This is a genomic window from Elusimicrobium sp. An273, from assembly GCF_002159705.1.
GTDB classification, from domain to species: Bacteria; Elusimicrobiota; Elusimicrobia; order Elusimicrobiales; family Elusimicrobiaceae; genus Avelusimicrobium; species Avelusimicrobium gallicola.
Map to the genome: position 1 here is coordinate 130,741 of NZ_NFJD01000001.1, position 23,770 is coordinate 154,510.

26 protein-coding genes and 3 tRNA genes are annotated in these 23,770 nt (G+C 51.9%); 12 read left to right on the forward strand and 17 right to left on the reverse strand.

What is annotated here, in order from left to right:
- The first annotated feature begins 41 nt into the window (after positions 1–41).
- From B5F75_RS00645 to B5F75_RS00660, 4 genes are all read left to right on the forward strand, one after another.
- Entirely contained in the window at positions 42–1,508 is a 1,467-nt protein-coding gene (locus B5F75_RS00645; protein WP_087286401.1) for a YfcC family protein, read from the forward strand.
- A 117-nt stretch (positions 1,509–1,625) separates the two neighbouring features.
- The gene (locus B5F75_RS00650) at positions 1,626–3,020 is read left to right on the forward strand and encodes a YfcC family protein (protein WP_087286404.1); all 1,395 of its coding nucleotides are present in this window, start codon (positions 1,626–1,628) and stop codon (positions 3,018–3,020) included.
- A 45-nt stretch (positions 3,021–3,065) separates the two neighbouring features.
- On the forward strand, positions 3,066–4,493 hold the full coding sequence (locus B5F75_RS00655; RefSeq protein ID WP_087286407.1) for a sodium:solute symporter family protein: 1,428 nt from the start codon (positions 3,066–3,068) through the stop codon (positions 4,491–4,493).
- Positions 4,462–5,091: a thiamine diphosphokinase gene (locus B5F75_RS00660; RefSeq protein WP_087286410.1), complete on the forward strand. Its 630-nt coding sequence runs from the start codon at positions 4,462–4,464 to the stop codon at positions 5,089–5,091. Before B5F75_RS00655 ends, B5F75_RS00660 begins: the two co-directional genes overlap by 32 nt.
- On the opposite strand, the gene B5F75_RS07630 is transcribed toward B5F75_RS00660, so the two are convergent.
- From B5F75_RS07630 to B5F75_RS00695, 7 genes are all read right to left on the reverse strand, one after another.
- Positions 5,088–5,564, reverse strand: coding sequence for a type IV pilin protein (locus B5F75_RS07630; RefSeq protein ID WP_275531898.1), 477 nt, complete (start codon positions 5,562–5,564; stop codon positions 5,088–5,090). The two genes, B5F75_RS00660 and B5F75_RS07630, sit on opposite strands and share 4 nt — an antisense overlap.
- A 70-nt stretch (positions 5,565–5,634) precedes the next feature.
- On the reverse strand, positions 5,635–7,182 hold the full coding sequence (locus tag B5F75_RS00670) for a tetratricopeptide repeat protein (RefSeq protein ID WP_087286413.1): 1,548 nt from the start codon (positions 7,180–7,182) through the stop codon (positions 5,635–5,637).
- Positions 7,179–7,613, reverse strand: a complete 435-nt coding sequence (locus B5F75_RS00675) for a GNAT family N-acetyltransferase (protein ID WP_087286416.1) — start codon at positions 7,611–7,613, stop codon at positions 7,179–7,181. Before B5F75_RS00675 ends, B5F75_RS00670 begins: the two co-directional genes overlap by 4 nt.
- Complete coding sequence (tsaB, locus tag B5F75_RS00680; RefSeq protein ID WP_087286419.1) at positions 7,610–8,305, reverse strand: tRNA (adenosine(37)-N6)-threonylcarbamoyltransferase complex dimerization subunit type 1 TsaB; 696 nt, start codon at positions 8,303–8,305, stop codon at positions 7,610–7,612. The genes B5F75_RS00675 and tsaB overlap by 4 nt, the downstream gene beginning before the upstream one ends.
- Positions 8,287–8,760, reverse strand: a complete 474-nt coding sequence (gene tsaE, locus B5F75_RS00685) for a tRNA (adenosine(37)-N6)-threonylcarbamoyltransferase complex ATPase subunit type 1 TsaE (RefSeq protein WP_087286422.1) — start codon at positions 8,758–8,760, stop codon at positions 8,287–8,289. Before tsaE ends, tsaB begins: the two co-directional genes overlap by 19 nt.
- The gene (locus B5F75_RS00690; protein ID WP_087286425.1) at positions 8,760–9,218 is read right to left on the reverse strand and encodes a glycogen-binding domain-containing protein; all 459 of its coding nucleotides are present in this window, start codon (positions 9,216–9,218) and stop codon (positions 8,760–8,762) included. The genes tsaE and B5F75_RS00690 overlap by 1 nt, the downstream gene beginning before the upstream one ends.
- Positions 9,205–9,858, reverse strand: coding sequence for a TatD family nuclease-associated radical SAM protein (locus B5F75_RS00695; RefSeq protein ID WP_158093731.1), 654 nt, complete (start codon positions 9,856–9,858; stop codon positions 9,205–9,207). The genes B5F75_RS00690 and B5F75_RS00695 overlap by 14 nt, the downstream gene beginning before the upstream one ends.
- A gap of 103 nt (positions 9,859–9,961) precedes the next feature.
- On the opposite strand from B5F75_RS00695, the gene B5F75_RS00700 reads away from it, so the two are divergent.
- Positions 9,962–10,046, forward strand: a tRNA-Ser gene (locus B5F75_RS00700).
- A 35-nt stretch (positions 10,047–10,081) separates the two neighbouring features.
- A complete protein-coding gene (locus tag B5F75_RS00705) occupies positions 10,082–10,885 on the forward strand; it encodes an MBL fold metallo-hydrolase (protein WP_087286431.1) in 804 nt (267 codons plus the stop codon).
- Between the two features lie 57 nt (positions 10,886–10,942).
- Here the strand turns inward: B5F75_RS00705 and B5F75_RS00710 are convergent, their stop codons facing one another.
- The gene (locus tag B5F75_RS00710) at positions 10,943–11,470 is read right to left on the reverse strand and encodes a hypothetical protein (protein ID WP_087286434.1); all 528 of its coding nucleotides are present in this window, start codon (positions 11,468–11,470) and stop codon (positions 10,943–10,945) included.
- Between the two features lie 121 nt (positions 11,471–11,591).
- Here B5F75_RS00710 and B5F75_RS00715 point away from each other — a divergent pair, with 121 nt between their 5' ends.
- Complete coding sequence (locus B5F75_RS00715) at positions 11,592–12,203, forward strand: hypothetical protein (protein ID WP_087286437.1); 612 nt, start codon at positions 11,592–11,594, stop codon at positions 12,201–12,203.
- Between the two features lie 7 nt (positions 12,204–12,210).
- Here B5F75_RS00715 and B5F75_RS00720 read toward each other — a convergent pair whose 3' ends face one another.
- From B5F75_RS00720 to B5F75_RS00730, 3 genes are read right to left on the reverse strand one after another with little or no spacing between them, the layout of a single operon-like run.
- Entirely contained in the window at positions 12,211–13,143 is a 933-nt protein-coding gene (locus B5F75_RS00720; RefSeq protein WP_087286439.1) for a nucleotidyltransferase family protein, read from the reverse strand.
- 3 nt (positions 13,144–13,146) lie between these two features.
- On the reverse strand, positions 13,147–14,718 hold the full coding sequence (gene malQ / locus B5F75_RS00725; protein WP_087286441.1) for a 4-alpha-glucanotransferase: 1,572 nt from the start codon (positions 14,716–14,718) through the stop codon (positions 13,147–13,149).
- Positions 14,719–14,724: 6 nt separating this feature from the next.
- Positions 14,725–15,102, reverse strand: coding sequence for a RidA family protein (locus tag B5F75_RS00730; RefSeq protein WP_087286444.1), 378 nt, complete (start codon positions 15,100–15,102; stop codon positions 14,725–14,727).
- A 274-nt stretch (positions 15,103–15,376) separates the two neighbouring features.
- Between B5F75_RS00730 and B5F75_RS00735 the strand changes: the two genes are divergently transcribed.
- The 3 genes from B5F75_RS00735 (at position 15,377) to B5F75_RS00745 (ending at position 16,518) form a co-directional block, all read left to right on the forward strand.
- Positions 15,377–15,448, forward strand: a tRNA-Lys gene (locus tag B5F75_RS00735).
- 8 nt (positions 15,449–15,456) lie between these two features.
- Positions 15,457–15,528 (forward strand) — tRNA-Glu (locus tag B5F75_RS00740).
- 105 nt (positions 15,529–15,633) lie between these two features.
- Positions 15,634–16,518 (forward strand): DMT family transporter, encoded by an 885-nt coding sequence (locus tag B5F75_RS00745; RefSeq protein WP_087286447.1) that lies wholly within the window; start codon positions 15,634–15,636, stop codon positions 16,516–16,518.
- Here the strand turns inward: B5F75_RS00745 and B5F75_RS00750 are convergent.
- Complete coding sequence (locus tag B5F75_RS00750; protein WP_087286450.1) at positions 16,515–17,369, reverse strand: bifunctional methionine sulfoxide reductase B/A protein; 855 nt, start codon at positions 17,367–17,369, stop codon at positions 16,515–16,517. The genes B5F75_RS00745 and B5F75_RS00750 overlap by 4 nt on opposite strands.
- Positions 17,370–17,473: 104 nt before the next feature.
- Here B5F75_RS00750 and B5F75_RS00755 point away from each other — a divergent pair, with 104 nt between their 5' ends.
- A complete protein-coding gene (locus B5F75_RS00755) occupies positions 17,474–18,589 on the forward strand; it encodes a hypothetical protein (protein ID WP_087286453.1) in 1,116 nt (371 codons plus the stop codon).
- Here B5F75_RS00755 and B5F75_RS00760 read toward each other — a convergent pair.
- From B5F75_RS00760 to B5F75_RS00775, 4 genes are all read right to left on the reverse strand, one after another.
- Positions 18,543–19,085, reverse strand: a complete 543-nt coding sequence (locus B5F75_RS00760; protein WP_087286456.1) for a flavin reductase family protein — start codon at positions 19,083–19,085, stop codon at positions 18,543–18,545. The genes B5F75_RS00755 and B5F75_RS00760 overlap by 47 nt on opposite strands.
- A gap of 95 nt (positions 19,086–19,180) precedes the next feature.
- The gene (locus B5F75_RS00765; RefSeq protein WP_087286459.1) at positions 19,181–19,741 is read right to left on the reverse strand and encodes a hypothetical protein; all 561 of its coding nucleotides are present in this window, start codon (positions 19,739–19,741) and stop codon (positions 19,181–19,183) included.
- A 51-nt stretch (positions 19,742–19,792) separates the two neighbouring features.
- Positions 19,793–20,347, reverse strand: a complete 555-nt coding sequence (locus tag B5F75_RS00770) for a type IV pilin protein (protein ID WP_087286461.1) — start codon at positions 20,345–20,347, stop codon at positions 19,793–19,795.
- Positions 20,348–20,381: 34 nt separating this feature from the next.
- On the reverse strand, positions 20,382–20,969 hold the full coding sequence (locus B5F75_RS00775) for a MarC family protein (RefSeq protein ID WP_087286463.1): 588 nt from the start codon (positions 20,967–20,969) through the stop codon (positions 20,382–20,384).
- A 160-nt stretch (positions 20,970–21,129) separates the two neighbouring features.
- On the opposite strand from B5F75_RS00775, the gene B5F75_RS00780 reads away from it, so the two are divergent.
- Positions 21,130–22,503: a chloride channel protein gene (locus B5F75_RS00780; RefSeq protein WP_087286467.1), complete on the forward strand. Its 1,374-nt coding sequence runs from the start codon at positions 21,130–21,132 to the stop codon at positions 22,501–22,503.
- 43 nt (positions 22,504–22,546) lie between these two features.
- Here the strand turns inward: B5F75_RS00780 and B5F75_RS00785 are convergent, their stop codons facing one another.
- A complete protein-coding gene (locus B5F75_RS00785; RefSeq protein WP_239406338.1) occupies positions 22,547–23,770 on the reverse strand; it encodes an adenosine deaminase family protein in 1,224 nt (407 codons plus the stop codon).

Genomic DNA, 23,770 nt, shown 5'->3' on the forward strand with positions numbered 1-23,770 from the left:
TTATTTATTTTAAAAACACACAGAGGAAACACAGAAAAGAAATGTCTAAAATTCTGTCCAAAATAAAACTCAACACGTTCGCCATTATTCTTTCCATCGTGGCGGTCGTGGCGGTGCTGACGTGGATTGTGCCCAGCGGCGCCTATGACAAAATGGACGTAGACGGCCGGCAGGTCGTCGTCGCCGGGACGTATCACCCCGTGCCGGCCAACCCCCAAGGGTTGTTTGATGTACTCAAAGCCCCGATTCAAGGGTTTTCCAACACGGCGGAAGTGATTGTATTTCTGCTGGTCATCGGCGGTGTGCTGGCCGTGGTGGAAAAAACGGGCGCCATTGCCGCCGGCATTCAGGCCGCCAGCGGTTTCTTTCAGCGCAAGCCCCATTTGCGGTTTATGTTTATCCCGCTGGGGATTATTGTGTTTTCGTTGTGCGGCGCCACCTTCGGCATGTGTGAAGAAGCGCTGATTTTCATCCCCATTTTTATTCCCCTGGCCCTTTCGCTGGGGTACGACTCCGCCCTCGGCACCGCCATTCCGTTTATCGGTGCGGGGGTAGGGTTTGCCGCCGCGTTTACCAACCCCTTTACCGTAGGCATTGCGCAGGGCATTGCCCAAGTGCCGCTCTATTCGGGCATCGGCTACCGCTTTATCATCTGGATCATCTGCACCACGGTGGTAATTACGTGGCTGAGCGTATATGCGCGCAAAATCCGCAAAGATCCCACCAAAAGCTTAACTTACGAGTTTGATATCGAAAAACGCAAGGAATTAAAACTCAACAAAGAAGAAACCCGCATGACCCGCCGCCAAAAATGGGTGCTGGTGGCCTTTGGATTAGGCATGCTGACGCTGATTGCGGGCGTGTTAAAACCGCAGCTGTGCTCCATGATTAAAGGCATGTGGGGCGTGGATTTGATGCAAATGCTGCACCTGGAAGCAAGCGGCTGGTACATTACCGAAATTGCGGCGTTGTTTTTGGGCGTTGGCTTTTTGTGCGGTTTTTTGGGCAAAATGAGCATGCAAAAATTTACGGACGCTTTCTTTGACGGCGTGCGCGGCATGGCGGAAATTGCCATGCTGTTGTGTTTTGCTCAGGCCATTGTGATTATTGCCAACAACGGGCATATTTTGGACACGCTGCTTAACTGGATGTCCGGCGCCATCAGCCGGCTGCACCCGGTGTGCGCTTCGTGGGCGGCCATGGTACTGCAAACCGTGATTGATTTCTTTATTCCATCCGGATCCGGCAAAGCCGTGCTGACCATGCCCATTTTGGCGCCGCTGGCCGATTTAATCGGCATTACGCGCCAGACGATGGTGCTGGCCTTCCAACTGGGCGGCAGCTGGATGAATATGGTCATCCCCACCGACCCGGTAACCATTGCCGCCATCGGCTTTGCGCGCATTGCGTATCCGAAATGGCTTAAATGGATGCTGCCGCTGTTGGCCGTGATGTACTTGTTGTCGTTTGTGCTGCTGATTCCGCCGTATTTGATGAAGTGGCAATAAGATTTTTTGCGTCCCGCCGCATTTTTGGGCAAAAAAGCCCGTGTTTGAGCCGGCGGGACGCTTTTTATGCTTGCAAGCAAAAAATACGCCGTATAGAAAAGAGGAAAACTAAAACAAATGAAAAAAATGCTGTGCAACACCTATTTTTTGGTGTTCTCCATTATGGTGTTTGTGGCCGCGCTGACGTGGATCGTCCCCTCCGGCCTGTATGACCGGGTGGAGGCCGACGGCCGCACCTATGCGGTGGCGGGCTCCTACCACAGCGTCGCCAAAAACCCGCAAGGCATTGACGCCGTTCTTTCCGCCCCGGTGGAAGGCTTCACGCAATGTGCGGAAATTATTGCTTTTATTTTGGTGGTGGGCGCCTTGTTCACCATTATCGAGCGCACGGGCGCCATTAATACGCTGATTAAGAAAGTCAGCTTCTTCTTTGCCAGCCGTCCTAAATACAAGAAACTGTTTATTCCCGTCTGTATGTTTCTGTTCTCCCTGTGCGGGGCGATGTTTGGCATGGAAGAAGAAACGCTTATTTTTATTCCCATCTTTATTCCGCTGGCGCTTTCGCTGGGGTATGATACCGTCATCGGCATGTCCATCCCGTTTATTGGCGCCTTTACCGGATTTTCTTCGGCCTTCGTCAATCCGTTTACCGTAGGAATCGCCCAAACCATTGCCCAGCTGCCCATGTATTCCGGCTGGCAGTACCGGGTGGTGATTTGGTTTATTTTCACCTCGGTCGTGGCGGGCTTTTTTACCTGGTACGGCGAACGCGTGCGCAAGAACCCCACCAAAAGTTTAACCTATAAAATGGATTTGGACAAACGGGCCGAGCTGAAAATCATCAACGATGTGGTGGTGGACGAATCGTTCCGCCTCACCCGCGCCCACAAACGCGTGATTGCGTCGTTTGTATTGGGAATGGGGCTTTTGTTTTACGGCGTCATCCGCTACCAATGGTATATGATTGAAATTGCGGCGGTATTTTTGGGCGTATCCATTGCGTGCGCCTATTTCGGCAAGCTGACGCTGGATCAGGCGACCAACGCCATTATAGACGGCGCCAAATCCATGATTGGCGTGTGTATTTTGATGGCGCTGGCGCGCTCTATTGTAATTGTAGCTACCAACGGCCATATTTTAGACACGTTCCTGCACGCCATGACGCAAAGCGTAGGCGGGCTGCACCCCATTTTGGCCTCGCAGGCGATGTTTGTCATCCAGACGGTGCTGAACTTCTTTATCGCCTCCGGGTCGGGCCAAGCGGTGCTGACGATGCCCATTATGGTGCCGCTGGGAGATTTGGTAAACGTTTCGCGCCAGACGGTCATTTTGGCCTACCAATTCGGCGAAGGCTGGGGCAACCCGATTATCCCCACCGCCCCGGTTACCATGGGGGCGCTGGCGTTGGCAGGCATTTCGTACCCGATGTGGGTGAAATGGTTTTTAAAGCTGGAAGTGATTCTGGTGGCCCTGTCGCTGATTCTGCTTATTCCGGCGTATTATATTTGGTAGAATGAATTAAGCCCCTTGGCCCGGCCAAGGGGCTTTTTAAAAGCTATGTTAAATGAATTAAAAACCGTTTCCTACTTTCACTGGGCGGATTGGGCCGTCTTTTTTGCGGTGCTGGCCGCCACGGCAGGGGCGGCCATATACGGAAACCGCCGGTTAAAAAAGAAGCAGGGCAAAAAACCCGTCAGCGTGCTGGATTATTTGCTTATGGGCCGCCAGCTGACGCTGCCGCTGTTTGTGGCCACCTTGGTGGCTACGTGGTACGGCGGGATTTTCGGCGTCAATGAAATTACGTTTAACTACGGCATTTATAATTTTGTAACCCAAGGGCTTTTTTGGTACGCGGCGTATTTGATTTTTGCTTTTTTTATCGCCGAAAAAGTAGCTCGTTACCAATCCATGACGCTGCCCGACCTGACGGGGCAGATGTTCGGCCCGAAATCAGCCAAAGTGGCGGCGCTGTTTACGTTCTTCTACATTACGCCGGTGGCTTATGTGCTGAGTTTGGGAATGTTTTTGCATATGGTTTTTGGCATAGGCATACTGCCGGGGATGGCCTTAGGCACGCTGTTTGCCGGGCTGTATACGGCGTGGGGCGGGTTCCGCTCGGTGGTGTTTTCGGACTTGGTGCAATTTTTCGTCATGTGCAGTGCGGTGCTGTTGGTGGTGGTATTTTCCGTAGGTACTTTTGGCGGGCTGGATTTTTTAAAAGCGCATTTGCCGGCCTCCCACTTTACGTTAACGGGCGGCAACTCGTGGCTAAATACGCTGATTTGGGGGTTTATCGCTTTATCTACGCTTATTGACCCCAGCTTTTACCAGCGCTGTTTTGCCGCCAAAAATCCGAGCGTCGTCAAAAAAGGCGTGTTAATTTCCACGTTTATTTGGTTTTGCTTTGACCTGTGCACCACGGCGGGCTCGCTGTATGCGCGGGCGCTTCTGCCGCAGGCCCAGCCGGGGCAGGCCTATTTCTTTTATGCCATCCAGCTGCTGCCGGTGGGACTGCGCGGATTCTTTGTGGCGGGGATTTTGTCCATCATTTTGTCCACGCTCAATTCCTTTCTGTTTATTGCTTCCAACACGCTTAGTTTTGACCTTTTGCGAAACCGCTTTAAAAATGTCGTTCTTTCCAACCGCATCGCCATTTTTGCCGTGGGGATATTGGCCATTTTGATGGCGCACCTGTTCCACGGCAGTTTTAAAGAGATTTGGCTGGTGCTGGGGTCGTATTTTTCGGCGTGTTTGCTGGTGCCGATTTTGATGGGGTATCTGTCGCCGGGGCGCATCAGCGACGGGCTGTTTGTGTTCTCTTCCCTGGCCAGCGCCGCCGCCATGACGGCGTGGCGCTTTGTGCGCAAACACGAAGTGCTGGAAGCCGTAGATCCCTTTTACATCGGCGTAGCCACGGGGCTAGTGATTTTAATTTTACTGCGCAGGAGCAAAAATGCCAGCATTTCACGCATTACTTATCGGTAACGGGCAGACGGACGATTCCGCTTTTCTCAAAACCTTGGCCGCACAAGCGCAGCTGGTGGCGGCGGCGGACGGCGGGGCCGACCGCGCGCTGCAAGCCGGCCTGACGCCGGACGTGATTATCGGGGATTTGGATTCGGTTTCCGCGCGGGCCAAACACGCCGTACGCCCGGAGAACCTGATTTTCGTAAACAACCAAAACAATACCGACCTGGAAAAAGCGCTGGACTGGCTGTGCGCGCGCGGCGTATCTTCCTGCACGCTGGTGGGTTTTATGGGCGGCCGGTGGGATTTTACGCTGGGGAACTTCCTTTCGGTTGTTCCCTACGCCAAAAAAATGGCGCTTGCGTTTGCCGGCCCGGGCTGGAAATTCTACCCCGTTTACAAAAGCCGCCGCTTTGCCTGCCGGCCGGGAGCGCGCGTGAGCCTTATCCCGCTGCGCGTTTGCCGCGGCGTAAGCCTAAAAGGGCTTAAATATCCCCTTCAAAATGCGCGCCTGCATTTGGGCGGAACGGGCCGCACGCTAAGCAACCAAACCACCGGAAAAACGTTTTCCGTTTCCATGCAAAGCGGCTTTTTGTTCGTATACGCCGAAGATTAAATTTTTCCGTCGCGCCAATCTGCACACAGTTTGCTCTGGGCATCGGTAGCATAGGCAGAAGCATTACAAAAACGGGTTCCGCCCATCGTCATCATCATTACATAAGCCACATGTCCGTTGGCGTCTATACGACTGGCCGAAGCCATGCCAGGCACATTCGTGGTCATTGTCCACGCGCCAAAAATAAAATCCTGCGTCTTTTTGAGCGGCCCGAAAGCTACCACACCATCTCCGACGGCATCCACATCTTCCCCCGTCACGCCCACGTCCAAATCGTCCAATTTTTGGGCGTATTGATTATTGGCCAAGTAATAAACTTGCTGAGCTTTGTATATACTGCTTAAGACGGATATTGCATTACTCATTCGGGCTTTTTCCACCGCTTTTGTATATTGAGGCAACGCCACTGCAGATAAAATACCAATAATTAGTACCACTACCAACAACTCAATAAGAGTGAATCCTTTTTTCATTTAAGCTCCTTTTTTAAGAATCTTTTCCAAGACAATTTTAATCCGCTGCTAAACCGTTTTTTCAAATTTTTTATTTGGATAAAATTTTCTTATAGAGTTTATCGGCTTCTTTTATTTTGCCGCGGGCACGTTCCAAATAGGGGCGGGCTTCTTTTGTTTTCCCCTGGGCGCACAACACGGCCCCTATGTGATAAGAAATTTCCACGTCAGAGGCGACCGTTTCCGGCGCAATAGCAGCCAGCAAATCCGCCGCGGCCTGCAGTTTGCCCTGTTTAAAATAAATCCACGCCTGCGTGTCTATAAACGAATTGTCTTCCGGGGCCAGCGCCAACGCGCGGGCAATGTATTCTTGCGCGTCTTCCAGCCGGATGTTCCGGTTGGCCAGCGAATAGGCATACAAATTAAGCGCCGGGGCATTGTTGGGGTTTTTCTCTAAAATCCGCTCCAGCTGGGCGTCCATCTCCTTATATTTTTTAAGGCTTTCCAGCGTAAACGCGTATTGCAGGCGGGCGTCTTCGTATGCGGGGTTGGAATCCAACAGTTTTTTTAACACCCGGGCCGCTTTTTTGTACTCCTGCACTTCGTTTAACGCCAAGGCATAGAAATAGGCAATTTCTACGTTCCCGTCAAATTTTTTATAGGCCTGTTCCAAGGTGTTTAAACTTTCCTGCGGTTGGTTTAAGCGCTGTTGGTAAAAGCTGACTTGCAGCCATTTGGAGGCGGAACGGTCGTAATCGGCCGAATCTTTTAAGTAGCCGATCGCGCGGGAAAAATCGCCTTTCTGCTCGGCAATCAAGGCCAGAAAATAGGCCGAAGGCACGTCGCCGTTATCGTCGGCCTTGGCTTTTAAGAAATAAGCCTCGGCTTTCGGCACGTCGTTCGCCATCAAAAATACCGACGCCATGCGCGAGAGCGTGTCGGCGTTGGCATAGCCCATCTTTTCCAATTCTTCAAACTCGTGCAGCATCAAAAAATACTGCGAAGCTTTTTCGTACACTTCCCCGCGGCCCAGGCGCGCCTCGGGGTTGGAAGGGTCGGCCTCGACGGCTTTATTGTAATAAACCAAGGCTTGGTTTAAATCTTTTATCCGCAAATACAACGTGCCTATTTCCGTGTAGACATCCGATTTCAAAGCCGGATATTCTTCCGCCAACGGGAGCAATTTGGAAACGGCCTTGTCCACATTGGTAACGGTCAGGAGCAGCACGTATTGGTAAAGAATACGCGTATTGTCCGGCTCCAGCTTAAGGGCTTTTTCATAGGCGGTTTCTGCCTCGGAGAGATTCCCCTTTTTCCATTGGTAGGCGGCATACACCATCCAGTCTTCGGCTTCGTTTTCGCCTTCTTGAATAAAGGAAGCGTAAGCATCGGCTTTTGCCGCATTTCCCTGCGCAAGCGCCTCGGAAACCAGCAAACGCTTGAGGTATTTAGAAGAAGGATTCATCTCCAGCGCTTTTTCCAAATACGAAAAAGCCCGCGGGTCTTCTTCCCGCTGGGCATATACCGCTTTTAAAAATTGGTTAAACAGGCGGGCTTCCTGCTTGTTTTCTTTGCTAAGCGAAAGCCCCCACACCGGAGCCGCCGCCAACAAAACCGCCAGCACAAGATATTTTTTCATAACCGAATCCCCATAATTAACGCGTCATCGGTTCCGCCATAGAATTTTTCCCGGCGGCCCCATTCCGAAAATCCGGCTTTGGTGTAAAGCGAAATCGCCGGCAGGTTGGTTACGTTTACTTCCAGCGTAACCGTCCGTCCGCCGCGGGCGCGCACATCGCGCAAGGCGTGGGCAAGCAGCCGAAAGCCAATCCCCCTGCGGCACCGGGCCGGGCAAACTGCAAAATTTAAAATTTCCCCCATATCCGCCGCCAGCCGCAGAGCCAAAAAGCCTTGCACTTCACCGTTTTCTTCCCAGCACCAAATATGGGAAGCGGCATTGGCAATTTCACCCGCAAAGCCTTTTTCTCCCCAATGCGCGCTCATCGGCTGGGTGCTTTCAATCCAAGCCAAACGCGGCGCATCCAAGGTAACGGCCGGGCGCATTTTCATACGGGTTTTACAAGCTCAAAACGGGCCGGTTTTAAATACAGCGGCTCCAACGCGTCTTTCGTCCAGCGTTCTTCCGCCGCCATTTCCAGCAAGCGGGCCGGCTGCAATTTGCAGGCCTTCGGCTCCGCCAGCGCATAGCCCGAGCCGACCAGCCCCTCCAAGCCCGCGCCGTCTTTGTCGCTGCCGGCTATAAAAAGCGGCTGGGCATACGCGGCCAAACGCGCCAGCAGTTCTTCGCGCGAAAGCCACGCAGGGCCTTCGTTTTTAGCGTCAAAAATTTGTAAAAAGTATTCTTCCCGAAACGCGTGCAGCACTACCGCCAGCACCCCTTGGGGATGTTGCTTTTGCCAAGTTTGAAATTTGCGGGAAGCAAGCGTTTGAAAGCGCACGGCTTCAAACATCGTCGTGCCGCGCACCTCGGTATGGTTTAAATACTTCATCATGGAAGCAAACGTAAGCGAAATGCGAATCCCGGTAAAGCGCCCCGGCCCGCGGATTAAGAAAATGCGGCCGATGTCGTTTAGCGATGCGCCGGCTTTGGCCAGCAGCGTATGCAGCGCCGGGAAGAGCAGCTTCTCCTGTTTGACGCCTTTGCGGCGCACGGTATAGATTTTTCCGTCTTTTTCCAACGTCAACAGCAAGGGCGAGGCAGACGTGTCCATCGCGAGCGTTACTAGTTTGCCGCTTTGCATAAAGCCTCCAACAGCGCGTCCGAAACGCGCCCGAAGGATTTGAGCGCGATGACGCGGTCATCTCCTTCCTGTAAAATAAAATCCATTTCCAGCCGGTCTTCCGGCAGCATATGACGAATGGGATCCGGCCACTCCGCCAGGATAATGGCTTTATCGTCTTCCAGCATTTCTTCAAAGCCCAGGTTAAACACTTCGCCTTCTTCCAGGCGGAACAAATCGATATGAAACAAACGGCAATGTTTGTTTTTGTATTCTTTCATCAGGCTAAAGCTGGCGCTGGTGGGCGAGCTTTTAAGCCCCAACGCCGCCGCCACGCCTTTTACAAACACCGTTTTCCCCGCGCCAATCGGCCCGCGCAAAAATACAATTTCTCCGCCTTTTAAGGCGCGCGCAAACCGCCCGGCCAAGGCCAGCGTTTCTTCGCGGGAATGGGAAGCAATTTCAGCTGTTTTCATTATTTCACCGTTTTGATGCAAATTTCGTGTCCGTCCACTTCCCGGCGGTCTAAATTGGTGGGATCCAGCACTTCTTTCCCGTCCACCGAAAATACATATTTGTATTCGCCGCCCGTCAAAGCAACGGAAGTTTCAAAATATCCTTTGCGGTAAGGTTTCAGGACAATCGGGTCTTTCCCCCAGCGGTTAAAATCCGCCAGCAATTCCACCTTTTTGGCGCCGGGAGCGGTAATGTAGAATTTGCGGTATTTCACTTCCGTATCATAATTATGCCGCACCGGCTGCATGCGGGCCAGCAGGCTTTCTTTGTTAAGCGGCGCCACGGAGGCGGAGCTTTCAATCGTGTCGGCGGCGTAATCGTAATAATCTTCGCTGGCGGCGAAAAACCACGTCAGCACGATGGCAATCAGCAACACAAACAGCACAAACAAGGCGCCGGGTCTTTTAATTTTGGGCATCCAAAAAACTCCTTAGATAGAACTGGGCACCGTCGGCCTCGGCAATTTTTTGAACGGCTTTCGGGTCGGCTCCGGTTTGGTCTACACAGCTGGCGACCACCTTGTCAAACCCGGCCGCTACGCACGAGCGAATAAAAGCGCGCACGGCCTCGTAACCGTTTTCATACCCCTCTTCCGGCCGAACAATGCGGCGCCACACGGTTTCGTTTTCGGCGTTCAGGCTGACGTTTACCACATCCACCACGCGGCGCAATTCGGGCACGGTGTCTTTATGGTTAATCAAATTTCCCAACCCGTTGGTATTTAAGCGGATTTTAAAAGGCGGGTATTTGGCCTGGGCCATCCAGCCTTTTAACGTTTGAGCCACGAAAAGAAGCACATCCAGGCGCATGGTCGGCTCGCCGTATCCGCAAAAAACGACTTCTTTAAAGGGCGCTTTTTTAAGTTCCTCGTCCAAGGCGGCCACGACCTCGCTGGCGGAGGGCTCGCGGCCTTGCAAATTCAGATTATTGCCGTGAAAATCCATATGCCATTTGGTTTTAATGCAAAAAGCACACAAATTGGGGCAGCGGTTGGTAATGTTTAAATAAACGCCTTCCCCGAAACGGTATACGACTTTTGGCCTATTTTCAGTTTTCATAAATACCTCTTTTTGTATTATAGCAATTTGGACAGACGCGCACCGCCACCGGCCCGGCAGAAAAGCAGACAAGCCCGCCCCAAAATTAATAAAATAAAAACAAGGAGAGGTGGCCGAGTGGTTTAAGGCACTAGTCTTGAAAACTGGCATACCGCAAGGTATCGAGGGTTCGAATCCCTCCCTCTCCGCGGGTTTTGCGCACACACACTTTTTATTAAACCTTATGGCAACTTCTCTTATTTTTTTAGGTACGGGCAATGCCCTTGTAACCAAATGCTACAACACCTGTTTTGCCTTGCAGAACGGGGATGAATTTTTTCTGACCGACGCCGGCGGCGGCAACGGCATTTTGGCCCAGCTTGAAAAAGCCCGCATTCCCCTGCCGCAAATCCGCTCCCTGTTTGTTACCCACGGCCATACTGACCATATCTTAGGCGTGATTTGGGTGATTCGGCTGGCGGCCTCTCTTTTTACGCGGGGCAAACACCCGGGGCTGACGATCTATTGCCACGACGAATGCGAAAAGAAACTGCGCGCCTTCTGCCAAATGACGCTGACGGCCAAACTGCAGGCCGTGCTGGACAACGGCGTCCGATTTGTTTGTTTGCAAGACGGGGATTCTTTCCAAGCGGCCGGGTTTGCGTGCACCGCGTTTGACATCCACTCCACCAAAACCAAACAATTCGGCTACCGAGCTGTCTTGCCGGACGGGCAAACCCTGGTTTGCCTGGGGGACGAGCCGTATAACCCCGCCTGCCAACGCTATGCCCAACAAGCCGACTGGCTGCTAAGCGAAGCGTTTTGCCTCTTTAGCGAACGAGAGCAATTTAAACCCTACGAAAAGCACCACAGCACCGCCCGCGATGCGGCGTGCACCGCCGCGCAACTGGGCGCAAAAAACTTGGTGTTGTACCACACGCAGGATAATTGCCTGCCTGAGCGCAAGCGCTTATATACCGCCGAAGCCAGGCAATGCTTTTCCGGCCCGGTGTATGTGCCGGATGATTTGCAAACGATTGTTTTATAATTTTTTCATACACCAAAAACCCCGCCTTTCGGCGGGGTTTTAATCAGGGCAAGTTTTTTAACTGCGGTAGGGGTCTTCCTGAGGGGAATCTTCTTCGTCAAAATCTTCTTCTTCCGCGCGGATGGCCTGCGCAAAATCCGCCCAGTCTTTTCCCGCCGCTTCAAAGCTGATCGTCAGCCCGGTGTTGGAATAAGGGCCAAACACTTTATCTTCCCCGGCAAAGATATTTTGCTCCAAGGTCATTTGCAGCAAAAAATTATCCGGCTGGTTGTATGCCGAACAACACCCCGCAGGCGGCGGCACAGGCCGCATATACAGGGAAACTTTAGGCTCCAGCATCATCCAATTGTTTTCTTTCCGTTCGGCCAGCGTTTCGGCAATAAAATCGGACAAGTAAACATTTTCTTCGTCTTTCAACGCCACCAGTTTCGGCTCCAGCGCCGGATTGAAAACATTTTCTCCTTCGCAAAACAGTCCCAACTGGTATTCCATAAATTCCCCTTCGCTGCCCGGGTTAGACCATATGGTCAGCGGGGTAATTTCCAATTCCAAATGTCCTTTTTTGCCAAACTTAATTTTTGCCATACACGCTCCTTACCTTTCTTTCTGTTTGCGGCAGAACCATAAGCCCCGCCGCTATTTGCCGATATTATTTTTATTATATTTATTTTCAGTTCATTTTGATAGAATATAAAAAAGGATTTCTATGCGCTACATTCTTTATTTATTCACAATGGCCTTATTGTTTGTGGGCGGGATGATGGTGGGAAACATCTACCTGCCGCAGCGCGCCGCCACATTGGCCTCGGCCGTATCCGTGCCGCCCCTGTCGCAGGAAAACCCAGTGCTTCAACACACCAACCGGGAGGCGGCAGAGCGCAATTTAAACATTTTAGACCAGGCCATGCAGTCCTGCCCCGTGGTGGTAAATGAAGAAAAAGACCGTCTGGTAAACCAAATCCGTCTGCTGTTGGCGCTGGAAGATTTTGAACTGAAAAAGGCGCGGCTGGAATTGGAAATGGCCAAAAATACGGATACCAACCGCCCCACCGCCCAATTTACGCAAGCCGTTTCCGACTACAACGAAGCGCGGGAATTTGCCGAACAACTGGCGGACGAACTTTTCCCGGCGCCGGCCCCGCAGGCCGAACCCGCAGGCGAAACGGCCACCTCTTCGGAAGGAACGACCCCATCTGCCGAACAAGCCAAGCAGCCGGCCGATCAGGCAACCGATGCGGCCCCTGCCACTCAATCGGCCGCGCCCGCCGACAAAAAACCCTCCGCCGCTACCGCAGCCGAGGGCTCTTCCAAAAAATAAACATTTCTTAAAAATTATATTTATCCAATACGGTATGTTCTGCCGTTTTGTTCTGCAGTCGTGTCTGCGGGCCGACAATGGCATCTTTAAGCGCGCAATCCGTCAGTTGGGCCTCATACGCAATAGAAACATAAGGCCCCAGCGTGCAATTTTGGGCCTGCACCCCGTCGGCAATCCAACACGGAGGAATAATTTTATTGTTTCGTTCCAGCCCGGCGGGAATACGGTGGTGGCGGTCTAAAAGCAGGCGGTTAGTCTGCAGCAAGACTTCCACCGTTCCGCAGTCAAACCAATCGTTCATCTGCACCGGATGAATTTCCACCCCCCGCGCCAGCAACACCGAAAGAGCGTCCGTCAGCTGGATTTCGTTTTTGACGGTTTTCCCCGAGCGGATGACTTCTTCCAACGCGCTAAAAAGCTGTGCCGAGTCCAAAAACGAATACGCCCCGATAATGGCCAAATTGGATTTGGGACGGGCGGGTTTTTCTTCAAACGAAACGATTTTGCCGTTTTTTAATTCCACAATGCCAAAGCGGGACGGATCCTGCACCGCCCGAATGCCGATTGCGTTTTGCCCGCCAAAAACCAACGGTTTTAAATCGCCGTCTACAATCGTATCCCCCAGCAAAATAAAACACGGGCCGGATACTTTTTCTTTGGCCAGGTAAATGGCCTGGCCCAGCCCTTTGGGCTCCGGCTGTTCTACGAAGTTAGCCTCCAAATGCGGATACTGCGATTGGACAAATTCAATAATAGCTTCTTTTTTATAACCGACGATGAATACCACTTTTTTAATGCCCAAGCTTTCCACCTGATCCAAAATATGGCCCAAAATCGGCTTCCCTGCCACACAAATCATGGTTTTGGGCATATTGGCGGTATAGGGGAGCAGACGCACCCCTTTTCCCGCCGCCGGAATAATAGCGGTAAACTCGTTCATGGTTTAGACCCGTCCCGTTTCTTTTAACAGTTCGCGGTAGGTGGCTAGCTGAGGAGCATATACTTGTGCCGCTTGGGCAGGCGTATAGGCGCTGCGGTACGTCCAATTGTTCTCGCCTACGGTGCCGGGCGTGTTTACCCGATCCAGCGTACCGATAATATCCTGCCAGGAAAACAGCGTAATGGCCGAGTTGGAATCCAACACCCGGCGCAAAATCGCCCGTTGGGAATAGTCGTTAAATGGCACGTTGCCGTCCGTCTTTTGGGCGGAAATCATTTCCCAAATGTTGGCGCGTTCGTGCACGTCCATGGTTTCCCACCAGCCGCGCACGGTTTCGGTGTCGTGGGTGGAAGTGGTGGCTAAAGACACTTGCGGATAATTGCGCGGCTCGCGGTAATAGCCGTTGTCTTCCCGTTCCCAACGCAACACTTTATAGCCCGGGATGCGCAAATCCGCCAGCATCCGGCGCACATAATTGGGGATTACCCCCAAATCTTCGCCCACCGGCAATTTGCCTTTGGCTTCGTCCAACACCATACGCAAAAAGTTGTAACCGCGGTCAATTTGGTTTTGCTCGCCCTGGATATCAAAACTGCCCACCTGATCCCCCGGCGCGAACACATACGTGCGGAAAAAACCCACCAAATGGTCTAAGCGGAAAATGTCATACAGTTCCGTTACGCGGCGGATTTTGCGGCGCCACAAATCCAAGTTATGGGAATGCTGGTATACCCAGTCATAGGCGGGCAGGCCCCAGCGCTGGCCGCCCTTGGAAAATTGGTCTGCCGGCGCGCCGATTTCCCACCCCAGGCGGTAGTTGGCCCGTTCCGACCAGACTTCCGCACTGTCCAAATTGGTGCCGAACGGAATGTCGCCAAAAATAAGCACGCCTTTTTCTTGGGCAAACGTTTTGGCTTGGCGGAGCTGCTGGTCTAAAATCCACTGCATATAAGAAAAATAGTGGACGTATTCGCGGTACTGCGCTTCAAACGCGCGCACGGCCGACGGTTCAAAATTGCGCAGGCCTTCGGGCCATTGCGTCCACGTCTGCCATTTATAAAATTCTTTTAAAGCGCGGAAAAGCGCATAGCCCCGCAGCCAGCCCGCTTGGGCGGCGCAGTAGGCTTCAAACGCTTGGAAGCGCGGCGAATTGGCCGCGGCCTGCGTTTCCAAAAAATACTGATACCCGAACCAAAGCGCTTTTAACTTGGCTTGCTTGACCGCAAAGAAAGGCGCCCGGGGGGCGTCGTGCCATTCGCGGATTTTAAAGGAAATGGAGTCAATAAATTCCTGTGCGCGCGGGCTGGCCGCCACATCGGGCACATTGGAAATATCGGCGTATACCGGGTCGGTCGCGAAGGCGCTTAAGGCAGAATAAGGGCAATTCTCGCCGGGGGCGGTTTCCTGCAAGGGCAAAATTTGAATAATTTTAGCCCCCTGCGCGGCCAAAAACTCCGTCCATTCCCGCAGCGAAGAAAAATCCCCCACGCCCCAATCCCCCGCGGTTTTCATGGCGGAAAGCGGCAACAATATGCCGTTTAAACGGCTGGAAAGCACTTGGTCTTGAATCGTCATAACCGTCTATTTTTTGGCAATCGCTTCAATTTCTACCATACTGCCTTTGGGCAAGGCCACCACCTGAATGGTGCTGCGGGCGGGCGGATTGTCTTTAAAGAAAGAAGCATACACCGCGTTCATTTCGGCAAATTTGGTCAAATCCGTCATAAACACCGTGGTTTTAACCACATGTTTCAACGCGCAGCCGGCTTCTTTTAAGATGTTTTCCAAGTTTTTTAAAATCAGTTCGGTTTGCACCTGCACATCGCCGCTGTAAATCTCGCCTGTTACGGGGTCAATCGGCAGCACACCGGAAGTAAAAACGAAGCCGCCGTCGTCAATGGCTTGCGAATAAGGCCCGATGGCTTTGGGCGCATTGTTGGAATTAATGACTTTTTTCATAAAACCCTCTCTAAATAAGTTTGGGCGTCAAAGCCCATTTGTTATATGGTATCAAGCACGGCGGGGGATGTCAAACAATTTTACATACCCGGCAGTTCAAAAAGAGGTTTGACGCAAAAAGCGCAAAAGTGTTATAATAAAGTATCGAAAAAAAGCTGCAACAACAAATAAAAATAAATTTCTTGTGCGACAGCTTAATTTGTAGTATAATATTTATGTTGGGTTTAACCCGATGCAAGATTAAACCCGGATCGTTTTTTTGACTGCTTTTTTAGCGCTCGTAGCTCAGTGGTAGAGCATCCGCCTTTTAAGCGGGGGGCCGTGAGTTCAAGTCTCACCGGGCGCACTTTAAATGCCCTCTTCGTCTATCGGTTAGGACGTCGGATTTTCAATCCGAAAAGAGGAGTTCGATTCTCCTAGAGGGCGTTTTTTATTTCCCATTTAGCCGTTAGGCGTTTTACAGGAAGAGGCCGAGATCCCTCTTCCTTTTTTATTTTCCGCCCCTCTTTTTCCCTTTGCTATAATAGCGATATGAACAAAACCCGGCTTGCCGTCATTTATGCACTAACCGCGGCCCTGTGCTACGGCTTAAGCGCTCCTTTTTCCAAACTGCTTCTGCGGCAGATTTCCCCCGCGTTTTTGGCTTCTTTACTGTATTGGGGCGCTGGGCTGGGCATGCTGGCGGTGTATGTGTTTCCTGCAAAATCCGCCCCTTCTGCGCCCGCGCTGTCCGGCAAAGATTTCCCGTGGCTGGCCGCTATGGTGCTGCTGGATGCCGCCGCCCCGATGCTGTTGCTTTGGGGGCTGCAAACCACGACTCCGGCCACGGTAGCACTGCTGAACAATTTTGAAATTGCCGCTACGGCGTTAATTGCGTTTTGGTTATTTAAAGAAACGGTCAGTAAACGGCTGTGGGCGGCTGTTGTATTGATTACGGCCGCTTCGGTCTTATTAACGGTGGATGATTTTTCCGCGCTGTCTTTTTCCAAGGGGGCGCTGTTGGCGTTGGCGGCAAGTATTTGCTGGGGATTTGAAAACAACACCACCCGCCAGTTATCTGCCAAAAACCCCGTACAAACGGTCATGGTTAAGGGATTTGGCTCCGGTAGTTTGTCCTTATGCGTGGCCGCTTATACCGGGCAGATACATCTTGCCCCCGGCTATATATTAGGAGCATTGCTGCTGGGAGCGCTTGCGTACGGGTGCAGCGTGTATTTTTATATTTTAGCCCAACGCTACTTGGGCGCGGCCCGCACCGGCGTTTTTTATGCGGCGGCGCCTTTTATGGGAGTGCTCTTTTCTTTTATGTTAATTGGACAGCCGATCGGCTGGTCTTTTTGTACGGCACTGGCGCTTATGCTGGCGGGCACTTGGCTGGCCGCGGCCGACACGTCCTCCCGCCCCGAAGTACCTTAAAAGCGCTTTACCCGGCGGTGGCAATACGGCTGCGCACCGGTGCGTTCATAATAGCGGTGATGATAATCTTCGGCCGGCCAAAAAGAAGAAGCTTCTGTTACCTGCGTAACGACGGGATAGCCCTTGCTTCGCAATAACGCGATGACCGCCAACGCCGTTTGGCGCTGGGCCTGGGTCGTGTAAAAAATTTCCGAGCGGTACTGCGATCCCACATCCGGCCCTTGGCGGTTTTGCTGGGTCGGGTCGTGAATTTCCATAAATCCTTTCACCAACGTTTCATAACTTACCTGTTTGGGGTCAAACACAATCCGCACGGCTTCGGCATGGCCGGTGAGCTGGGAACAAACTTGTTCGTAGGTGGGGTGCGGCTCGTAGCCGCCCGTATAGCCGGGCTCTATTTGCAAAATACCCGGAAAATTTTTCATCAGATGCTCTACCCCCCAAAAACAGCCGCCCGCAAAAATAGCCACTTCTCCCCGCGGGCTGGTGGTTTCTTCCCCGGCCGGCTGAAACACCAAAGACAACGAATTAACGCAGTGGCGCACATTTTTGGCGGTTAAGTGTTCCCCTTCAAACACGTGTCCCAAATGCCCCCCGCAGCGCGCGCACACAATTTCCGTCCGCACGCCGTCGGCATCCGGCACGCGTCTGACCGCACCGGGGATTTCATCATCAAAGCTGGGCCAGCCGCAGGCGGAGTTAAATTTGTCCTCACTTCTATACAGCGGCGCACCGCATTGGCGGCACAGATAACGGCCGGCCGCTTTGTGGCGGTAGTATTTCCCGCTGAACGGGGGTTCCGTTCCTTTTTCAAGCAGGATGTGTTTTTCTTCCGGATTCAGGGGTTTCATAGTTACCTCTTTTTCATCCTATCCGTTTCCCGCTTGGCCGTCAAGCCTAAAAAGCGGGTTATGTTAATCCCGCCTTTCAGAAAAGCTATAATATAACCAGTTATATGAAAAAATTTTTAATTTTATTGTTTTGCGTCTTTTCCGCCGCCTGCAGTTCTATGATTCCTTATAAGGATCAGAATCTGGATTATCTGCAAGGCATTGAAAAAGATCCCTCCGCCTACCGCGGGCAGGTGGTGTCTTTCGGCGGCGAAGTAAAAGGCACGACCGAGGACACGCTGCGCCTAAGGCTGGTGCTTAAAATAGACGCGCCTTTATATTATTACGCCACCGGGAAAGGGAACGCCCTGTCGTATGAGCTGTTGCTGGTAACGTTTAACAAACGCTCCATGCCGGCCATGACGGGCATTAAAAAAGGACACGAAATTAAAGTATTGGCGAGGGTAAGCAGTTATGAAACGCGCAAAAATTTCACCGGCAAAGATATTGCCGTGCTGCATTTGCTGGCGTTTGCCATTTCCGACCGAACCATGCACAAAGATTTCTTCCGCCCGGAAACGCCGGATCGCCAGTTATACGAATCGTGGAAAGAAGGACGGCTGTTTTTTGAAGAATCCGCCCAAGAAGTGATTGCCCGCTACCCTGTGCCGGCCGGGCAGGATATGCCGGTGCCGGTGTATGTGCCCCCGGCCCAAGAGCCCGCGCCCGAGCCTGCACCCGCAGCATCCGAGCCGGAAAAAGGTATCGTGTTTGACGCCGAAGAACCCACTTTTATCGTAGCGCCGCAAGAGCCGCAGGCGCAGCACCAATCCACGCAAACCGCCTCGGCCCCGGAAAACGCGCCCGACGGCAAACAAGCTTCGTCTTCTGATAAAACGCTCCCTCCCGCCGCCGAAAAAGGCGAGGAGCCGACCGATAAACTGCCTTCGGCAACCGAGCCGACAACGCAAGAAGCTGCCGAAGAGGCCGCTCTTCCTTCCGATTCTTCCGCTCCGGCCCCCGTGCAAGCTGCCCCGGCAAACGAACCCGGGGAGACCTCACAAGACCTTGCTCCCCAGCAAGCTCCTATGCCCCCAGCCGAACAACCGCTTGCCACGCCGGCCCCACAGCCGCAAACAGACGCGCAAGCCGCGGCCGATTCCCAACCGCAAACAGACGCTTTGCCGCAGGATATTACAGCCCCGGCGGAAGTTTTGCCTTCATCAAGCGGCGCAGATTAAATTTTTCGCCGTCTGCCCGGAAGGTACCGTCGCCCACCGCGTGCACCATCCGCCCGTCCGCGCACGACGGGTTCTCCCACGCCTGCAAGGCCTTTAACACAAAAATTCCATACGCCTGCCAAAACCGCTCCACCCGGCACTCCACGCATGCCGCACAATCGGCCAACAGCGGCGCTTTGACTTGCGAAGCAGGCAACGTACGCAGGGAAAATTTTTTAAATTTATCCGTATCTTCCCCGCTTTCCATTCCCAACTTCACCGCCGTCTTCAGCAGGGCAGGGCCCGGCACACACAGCACGCATTCTTTCTGTTTGCGCAGTGCGCCAAACGAATAGTTCCAAGGGCCGGTGCATAAGGCAAAGCGGCCGTCAAAGTCCAGCGGCATCGCCCAGGAAAGAGGCATTACGTTATTTTTTTGCCCGTCAAAAGTAGTCAGCAGCAACAGCGGGCCGGGCTCAATAAACGTAAGCGCTTTTTCTATTTTCACTTTTTTCATAAAGGCTCCTTGTTTTTTATTGTAGGCTTATTTTCCGCAAACGGCAAGAAAAAATCCCGCTTGATAAGCGGGATTTAAAAAGAAAGAACGGACGGTTATACAGCGCCTTGCGGCTTATCTTCTTGCGCTTCGGCTGGTTTGCGCATCAGCAACGGCTCCACATACGCCGTAAATTTACGGCAAAACCAGCGGGAGATCCAGCCGCCGTCGGGCTCACAGCGAAAAGCCGGCTGCGGGAAAGAATCCTCTAACATATAATCAAACAATCCCGTATCCCGCACGGTGTAGATTTTACCGGAAGCCCGGTCTTGCGACAGTTCAATTCCAAACGAAAAACCGTCTTCCGCCGCTTCCAAATCCTGAGCTGAAAAGGCAAAAAAGCGTTCTTCTCCCACTTCCGGCGCGGGGGCAAAAGCCCCTTGCTCTTGTGCGATTTTAGAAAGGTACCGTTCCAACTGCCGCCAATCATCCGTATAAGTGTTGTGCTTTAAAAAATACAAATTTTCAGCCGACACCAAATTAATCAACACCGCTTCCGCTCCCCCCGCTTTGGCGCGTTCCACTGTCCACAGATAATGCGGCAACGCCGCACCCACCGCAACCGCCAGCAACACCAGCAAAACTAAAAATCTTTTCCACGAAAATTTCTTTTTCATTTTTTCCCCCTGCTGTCTAAAACGGCTTGCTTTAGGCAAGCCGTTTATAAATTAATTTCCTTCCACTTTGGGCACCATCGGATCCGGGCTTAACTGCGCCGCATCCGCCACCCCCATATAATCCACGCAAATCGCCAGATCTTTTTCATTCCCCCAGTCCGGCACGCAGGTGGATTTCGTGTCATCAAACGGGCGGACAATCCGGTACGTGTACGTATCGTCCCCCACTCTTCTGGCTACCGCAAACCAACGGCCCGTAGCGTCCGTTTCAAACGAAATGGCAAAGCCGGATTTCGGCTTGCCCGACAGCATACCGCCCCGCGTGTAATAAATGGTGTTTAATTTGCCGTTGGCAAAATCATTATTTTCTTTGGGCGTGCGCACCGCAAGCGGCCCCGCATCCAGCTGGTGCCAATACGGCGTGTAGCGCTGGAATTTGATAAAGACCCGCTCCTGCGATAAAATGGCCGACCCGATGGCGGTATCCGCCTCGGCAATGCGCATACGCTCAATAAACCGCCCGTAATACATAACCGCCACGCTGGACAAAATGGCTACGATAATTACGGTTACCAATAATTCCAACAGCGTGAAACCTTTTTTCATACACTCTCCTTATCAAGCGGAGTAAAAAAACAGATTACAAGCTCATGAACGATGAAATTCCGCCCATTACCATATCCACCGACATCAAAATCAGGATCATACCCGTCAGGCGTTCAATGGCGATTAAGCCGCGTTTTCCCAACAATTTGCTGAGCGGAAAAGAGGCCATCAAAATAACCGAATTGATTAACGAAGCCCCGATAACCGCCCCCAACGTGATGAGTTTATTGGATTGCTGGGCCGCCGTAATCATGACCATAGACAGCGCCGCCGGGCCCGCCACCAACGGAATGGCCAACGGCACCACAAACGGTTCGTCTTCTTTGGGGTCGTTTTTGGGTTCTTCTTCGCCGCCAAAAACCAATTTGACCGAAATAATAAACAAAATAATGCCGCCTGCAATGCTCAGCGAATACTCATGAATGCCAAAAGCATGCAAGAACCATTTGCCCAAAAACAGAAACGCAATCATAATAAGCAGGGCAATCCCCAATTCGCGCAGCAAGACGATTTTGCGCCGTTCCGGGGCTACTTTTTTAAGGGCGGTAATAAACAGCGGGATATTGCCGAACCCATCCATAACTAACGCCAGCGTGATAACAGAGGAAATAAAAGAATCCATACAATACAAGTCCTTTTTTATACACAAAGTAAGCTCCCTCATTTTTACGTGAGGGATTTTCTTCCTATATAGTATAGCAAAATTACTACCTTAGCGGTTTTGTAAGCCGCAAAAATCGTTTTTTTGTTCCCGGAATATATTTTTAGTAAGATATTAGAATATGCTTAATGAACACAAAAATAATGTAATTAGCATTATTAAATGGTTTTTGCTGGCGTCCGCCGTCGGGTGCGTCGTAGGCGTATTGGATGCGGCGTTTTTGAAAATTCTAGACCGCGCCATTTCGTTTCGAAACGGCATTCCGCTTTTTTACATTTTGCTTCCGTTTGTGTTATACGGCGTAGCGCTTCTGGGGCGAAAAGTAGCCAAGCGCCACACCGATTACTCAACCGATGCCGTAATCAACAAAATCAACTCCTACCGTTCCATTTCTTTTATTTCTATTTTCAAAGGATTTACCCTATCTATCGTAACGATGGTGATGGGCGGATCCGCCGGGAAGGAAGCCCCCTGTGCAGACGTGGGGGCCGGCGTTTCTTCCATTTTGGCCCGCTGGGTGCGCATGAGCCCGCAAGACCAGCGCAAAATGATGATTTGCGGCGTGAGCGCCGGGTTTGCAGGCGTATTTGGCGTGCCGATATCCGGGGCGCTGTTTGGGCTGGAAGTATTGTGGGCGGGGCATATTTTTTATGAAGTGATGTTCCCCGCATTGGTAGCCGGCATTACGGCCTTTCAGGTAACCTCTTTCTTGGGGGTGGATTATATTTACCACCCGCTTCATTTCGTGCCGGTGTTTTCGGAGCAGTTCTTTTTAAAAATGATTATCGCCGGAATGTTTTTCGGGTTAATTTCCATTTTATTTATTGAAATTACCAAATTTACGCGGGTTCTTTTTCGCTATATTGCCCTTAAAACCCGGTTGTTTTGGGCGTGCGTAACGGGCGGGCTTTTGCTGGTGGCGGTAGGTTATTTTATTTCGCCTCTTTATTTGGGCCTCGGAATGCCCGGCATTGAATCGGTGCTGGGCGGTGCGGCGCCGGAGTCCCCGTTTGGATTTCTGTACAAAATGATTACTACCTCCGTTACCTTTGCCGCCGGCGGCATTGGCGGCGTGGTAACGCCCATCTTTTTCGTAGGGGCACAGGCAGGCGCCATGCTGGCGGACTTTTTGCGCGTAGACAGCGCCACCTTGGCCGCCTTGGGGCTGGTGGCCGTTTTGGCGGGTACGGCCAACACACCGCTTTCGGCCAGCATTATGGCTATTGAACTTTTTGGGGCCGACATTGCCCCGTATGCCACGGTGGCCTGCGTCATCAGCTTTTTAGTAACCGGGCAGCAAAGCATTTATCCCAGCCAGCGCATTTCTCTGGAAGGAGGCAAAACCGGCGACGCACCGGACGCTTCTTCTTCCAATTACGATACGCCCCTGCGCCCGGCCAAAATTCCTTACCGCAAAACCATGTTTAAACAAGCCTTTAAAAAAATGGTTAAACACTTGATTCCAAACCCCAAAGGTTTTGATGACGAGAAATAAAAAACCCCGGCCGTTCAGGCCGGGGTTTTTAAATAACAGTTCACTAATACAGCGGAATGCCGTATTCTTTGGCCAGGGCGTTGTAACGGTCTATAACTTTGCGCACAAAGCGGCGCTTTTCAATATAACTGCCCGGGAAGAATCCGCTCTTAAACCCGGCAATGACGATGTTTTTTAAGTCTTTTGGCGTCAGGTTTACGTTGCGCACCAACAGTTCCATTTCTTTGGTAACCGTCGTATTGGAAACCAGGCGGTTGTCCGTATTGATGCTTACCGGCAGGCCGCGCTTAATCATCTCTTTAATGGGATGATCTTTGACGGATTTAATCTGCGGCAAGGTTTGCAAATTGCTCGTTAAGCATACTTCAATCCCGATGCGCTCGCTGGCAATATAGTCCGCCAACGAATTGACGTACTCTTCTTTGTTTTTTACTTTTTTATCTTTAATCATTTCCGCCGCAAACAAATGCGTGCCGTGCCCCAAGCGGTTGGCGTAGCAGTCGGTAATGGCCTGGAAAATGGATTCCGGGCCGTACGCCTCGCCGGAGTGGACGGTCTTGCGGATAAAATGTTTATGTACGTAGCGGTACGCGTCCAAATGGTCGGCCGCCGGATAGCCGGCTTCTTCGCCCGCAAGGTCAAACCCCACTACGGGCAGTTTTTCTTCTTTGGCCAACTTTACCACCATCTTTGCCAGTTCCAGCGAAGCAATGGAAAAAATTTCGCTCTTGCTGGACTGCGACAGCGCTTTAATCAGCCCCGCATAATAAGGGGACATAAACTGGTTAAAATTACGCATCGCACAGGCGATAATGCCAAAATAAAATTCCAAATCTTCTCCCTTTTTAACCGCGGCAGAAGAATTGTGTTCTTTTTGGGCCCGTCTTAAGCCGCACACCACGGCGCGCACGGCTTCCTGCGCGGTCAGCTTTTCGTTGGCGTGCAGCTGCGGCGCAAAGCGCACCTCCAGATAGCGTACCCCCTCGGCAATGGCGTCCTGCCCCAGTTCATAGGCAATGCGCTCAATGTTTTCGGCGTTTTGCATCACGGCGCCCGTATAGGAAAAGCCTTTTAAATACTCCACCAAAGAAGCATACTTGTCTTTAAATACTTTTTGGCGCAGGCCTTTTTCCGTATAATCGGGCAGTTCCACGCCTTCTTTTTTAGACAATTCGATTAAGGTAGAAAGGCGCAGAGAGCCGTCCAAATGGACGTGCAAATCCGCTTTGGGAATGCGTTTTAAAAACTCGGAGGGCACTTTTTTCAT

What these genes read in the sequence shown, in the direction of transcription:
- B5F75_RS00645 (WP_087286401.1), top strand. Translation starts at nt 42, where the DNA reads ATGTCTAAAATTCTGTCCAAAATAAAACTCAACACGTTCGCCATTATT.
- B5F75_RS00650 (WP_087286404.1), top strand. Translation starts at nt 1,626, where the DNA reads ATGAAAAAAATGCTGTGCAACACCTATTTTTTGGTGTTCTCCATTATG.
- B5F75_RS00655 (WP_087286407.1), top strand. Translation starts at nt 3,066, where the DNA reads ATGTTAAATGAATTAAAAACCGTTTCCTACTTTCACTGGGCGGATTGG.
- B5F75_RS00660 (WP_087286410.1), top strand. Translation starts at nt 4,462, where the DNA reads ATGCCAGCATTTCACGCATTACTTATCGGTAACGGGCAGACGGACGAT.
- B5F75_RS07630 (WP_275531898.1), bottom strand. Translation starts at nt 5,564, where the DNA reads ATGAAAAAAGGATTCACTCTTATTGAGTTGTTGGTAGTGGTACTAATT.
- B5F75_RS00670 (WP_087286413.1), bottom strand. Translation starts at nt 7,182, where the DNA reads ATGAAAAAATATCTTGTGCTGGCGGTTTTGTTGGCGGCGGCTCCGGTG.
- B5F75_RS00675 (WP_087286416.1), bottom strand. Translation starts at nt 7,613, where the DNA reads ATGAAAATGCGCCCGGCCGTTACCTTGGATGCGCCGCGTTTGGCTTGG.
- tsaB (WP_087286419.1), bottom strand. Translation starts at nt 8,305, where the DNA reads ATGCAAAGCGGCAAACTAGTAACGCTCGCGATGGACACGTCTGCCTCG.
- tsaE (WP_087286422.1), bottom strand. Translation starts at nt 8,760, where the DNA reads ATGAAAACAGCTGAAATTGCTTCCCATTCCCGCGAAGAAACGCTGGCC.
- B5F75_RS00690 (WP_087286425.1), bottom strand. Translation starts at nt 9,218, where the DNA reads ATGCCCAAAATTAAAAGACCCGGCGCCTTGTTTGTGCTGTTTGTGTTG.
- B5F75_RS00695 (WP_158093731.1), bottom strand. Translation starts at nt 9,858, where the DNA reads ATGAAAACTGAAAATAGGCCAAAAGTCGTATACCGTTTCGGGGAAGGC.
- B5F75_RS00705 (WP_087286431.1), top strand. Translation starts at nt 10,082, where the DNA reads ATGGCAACTTCTCTTATTTTTTTAGGTACGGGCAATGCCCTTGTAACC.
- B5F75_RS00710 (WP_087286434.1), bottom strand. Translation starts at nt 11,470, where the DNA reads ATGGCAAAAATTAAGTTTGGCAAAAAAGGACATTTGGAATTGGAAATT.
- B5F75_RS00715 (WP_087286437.1), top strand. Translation starts at nt 11,592, where the DNA reads ATGCGCTACATTCTTTATTTATTCACAATGGCCTTATTGTTTGTGGGC.
- B5F75_RS00720 (WP_087286439.1), bottom strand. Translation starts at nt 13,143, where the DNA reads ATGAACGAGTTTACCGCTATTATTCCGGCGGCGGGAAAAGGGGTGCGT.
- malQ (WP_087286441.1), bottom strand. Translation starts at nt 14,718, where the DNA reads ATGACGATTCAAGACCAAGTGCTTTCCAGCCGTTTAAACGGCATATTG.
- B5F75_RS00730 (WP_087286444.1), bottom strand. Translation starts at nt 15,102, where the DNA reads ATGAAAAAAGTCATTAATTCCAACAATGCGCCCAAAGCCATCGGGCCT.
- B5F75_RS00745 (WP_087286447.1), top strand. Translation starts at nt 15,634, where the DNA reads ATGAACAAAACCCGGCTTGCCGTCATTTATGCACTAACCGCGGCCCTG.
- B5F75_RS00750 (WP_087286450.1), bottom strand. Translation starts at nt 17,369, where the DNA reads ATGAAACCCCTGAATCCGGAAGAAAAACACATCCTGCTTGAAAAAGGA.
- B5F75_RS00755 (WP_087286453.1), top strand. Translation starts at nt 17,474, where the DNA reads ATGAAAAAATTTTTAATTTTATTGTTTTGCGTCTTTTCCGCCGCCTGC.
- B5F75_RS00760 (WP_087286456.1), bottom strand. Translation starts at nt 19,085, where the DNA reads ATGAAAAAAGTGAAAATAGAAAAAGCGCTTACGTTTATTGAGCCCGGC.
- B5F75_RS00765 (WP_087286459.1), bottom strand. Translation starts at nt 19,741, where the DNA reads ATGAAAAAGAAATTTTCGTGGAAAAGATTTTTAGTTTTGCTGGTGTTG.
- B5F75_RS00770 (WP_087286461.1), bottom strand. Translation starts at nt 20,347, where the DNA reads ATGAAAAAAGGTTTCACGCTGTTGGAATTATTGGTAACCGTAATTATC.
- B5F75_RS00775 (WP_087286463.1), bottom strand. Translation starts at nt 20,969, where the DNA reads ATGGATTCTTTTATTTCCTCTGTTATCACGCTGGCGTTAGTTATGGAT.
- B5F75_RS00780 (WP_087286467.1), top strand. Translation starts at nt 21,130, where the DNA reads ATGCTTAATGAACACAAAAATAATGTAATTAGCATTATTAAATGGTTT.
- B5F75_RS00785 (WP_239406338.1), bottom strand. Translation starts at nt 23,770, where the DNA reads ATGAAAAAAGTGCCCTCCGAGTTTTTAAAACGCATTCCCAAAGCGGAT.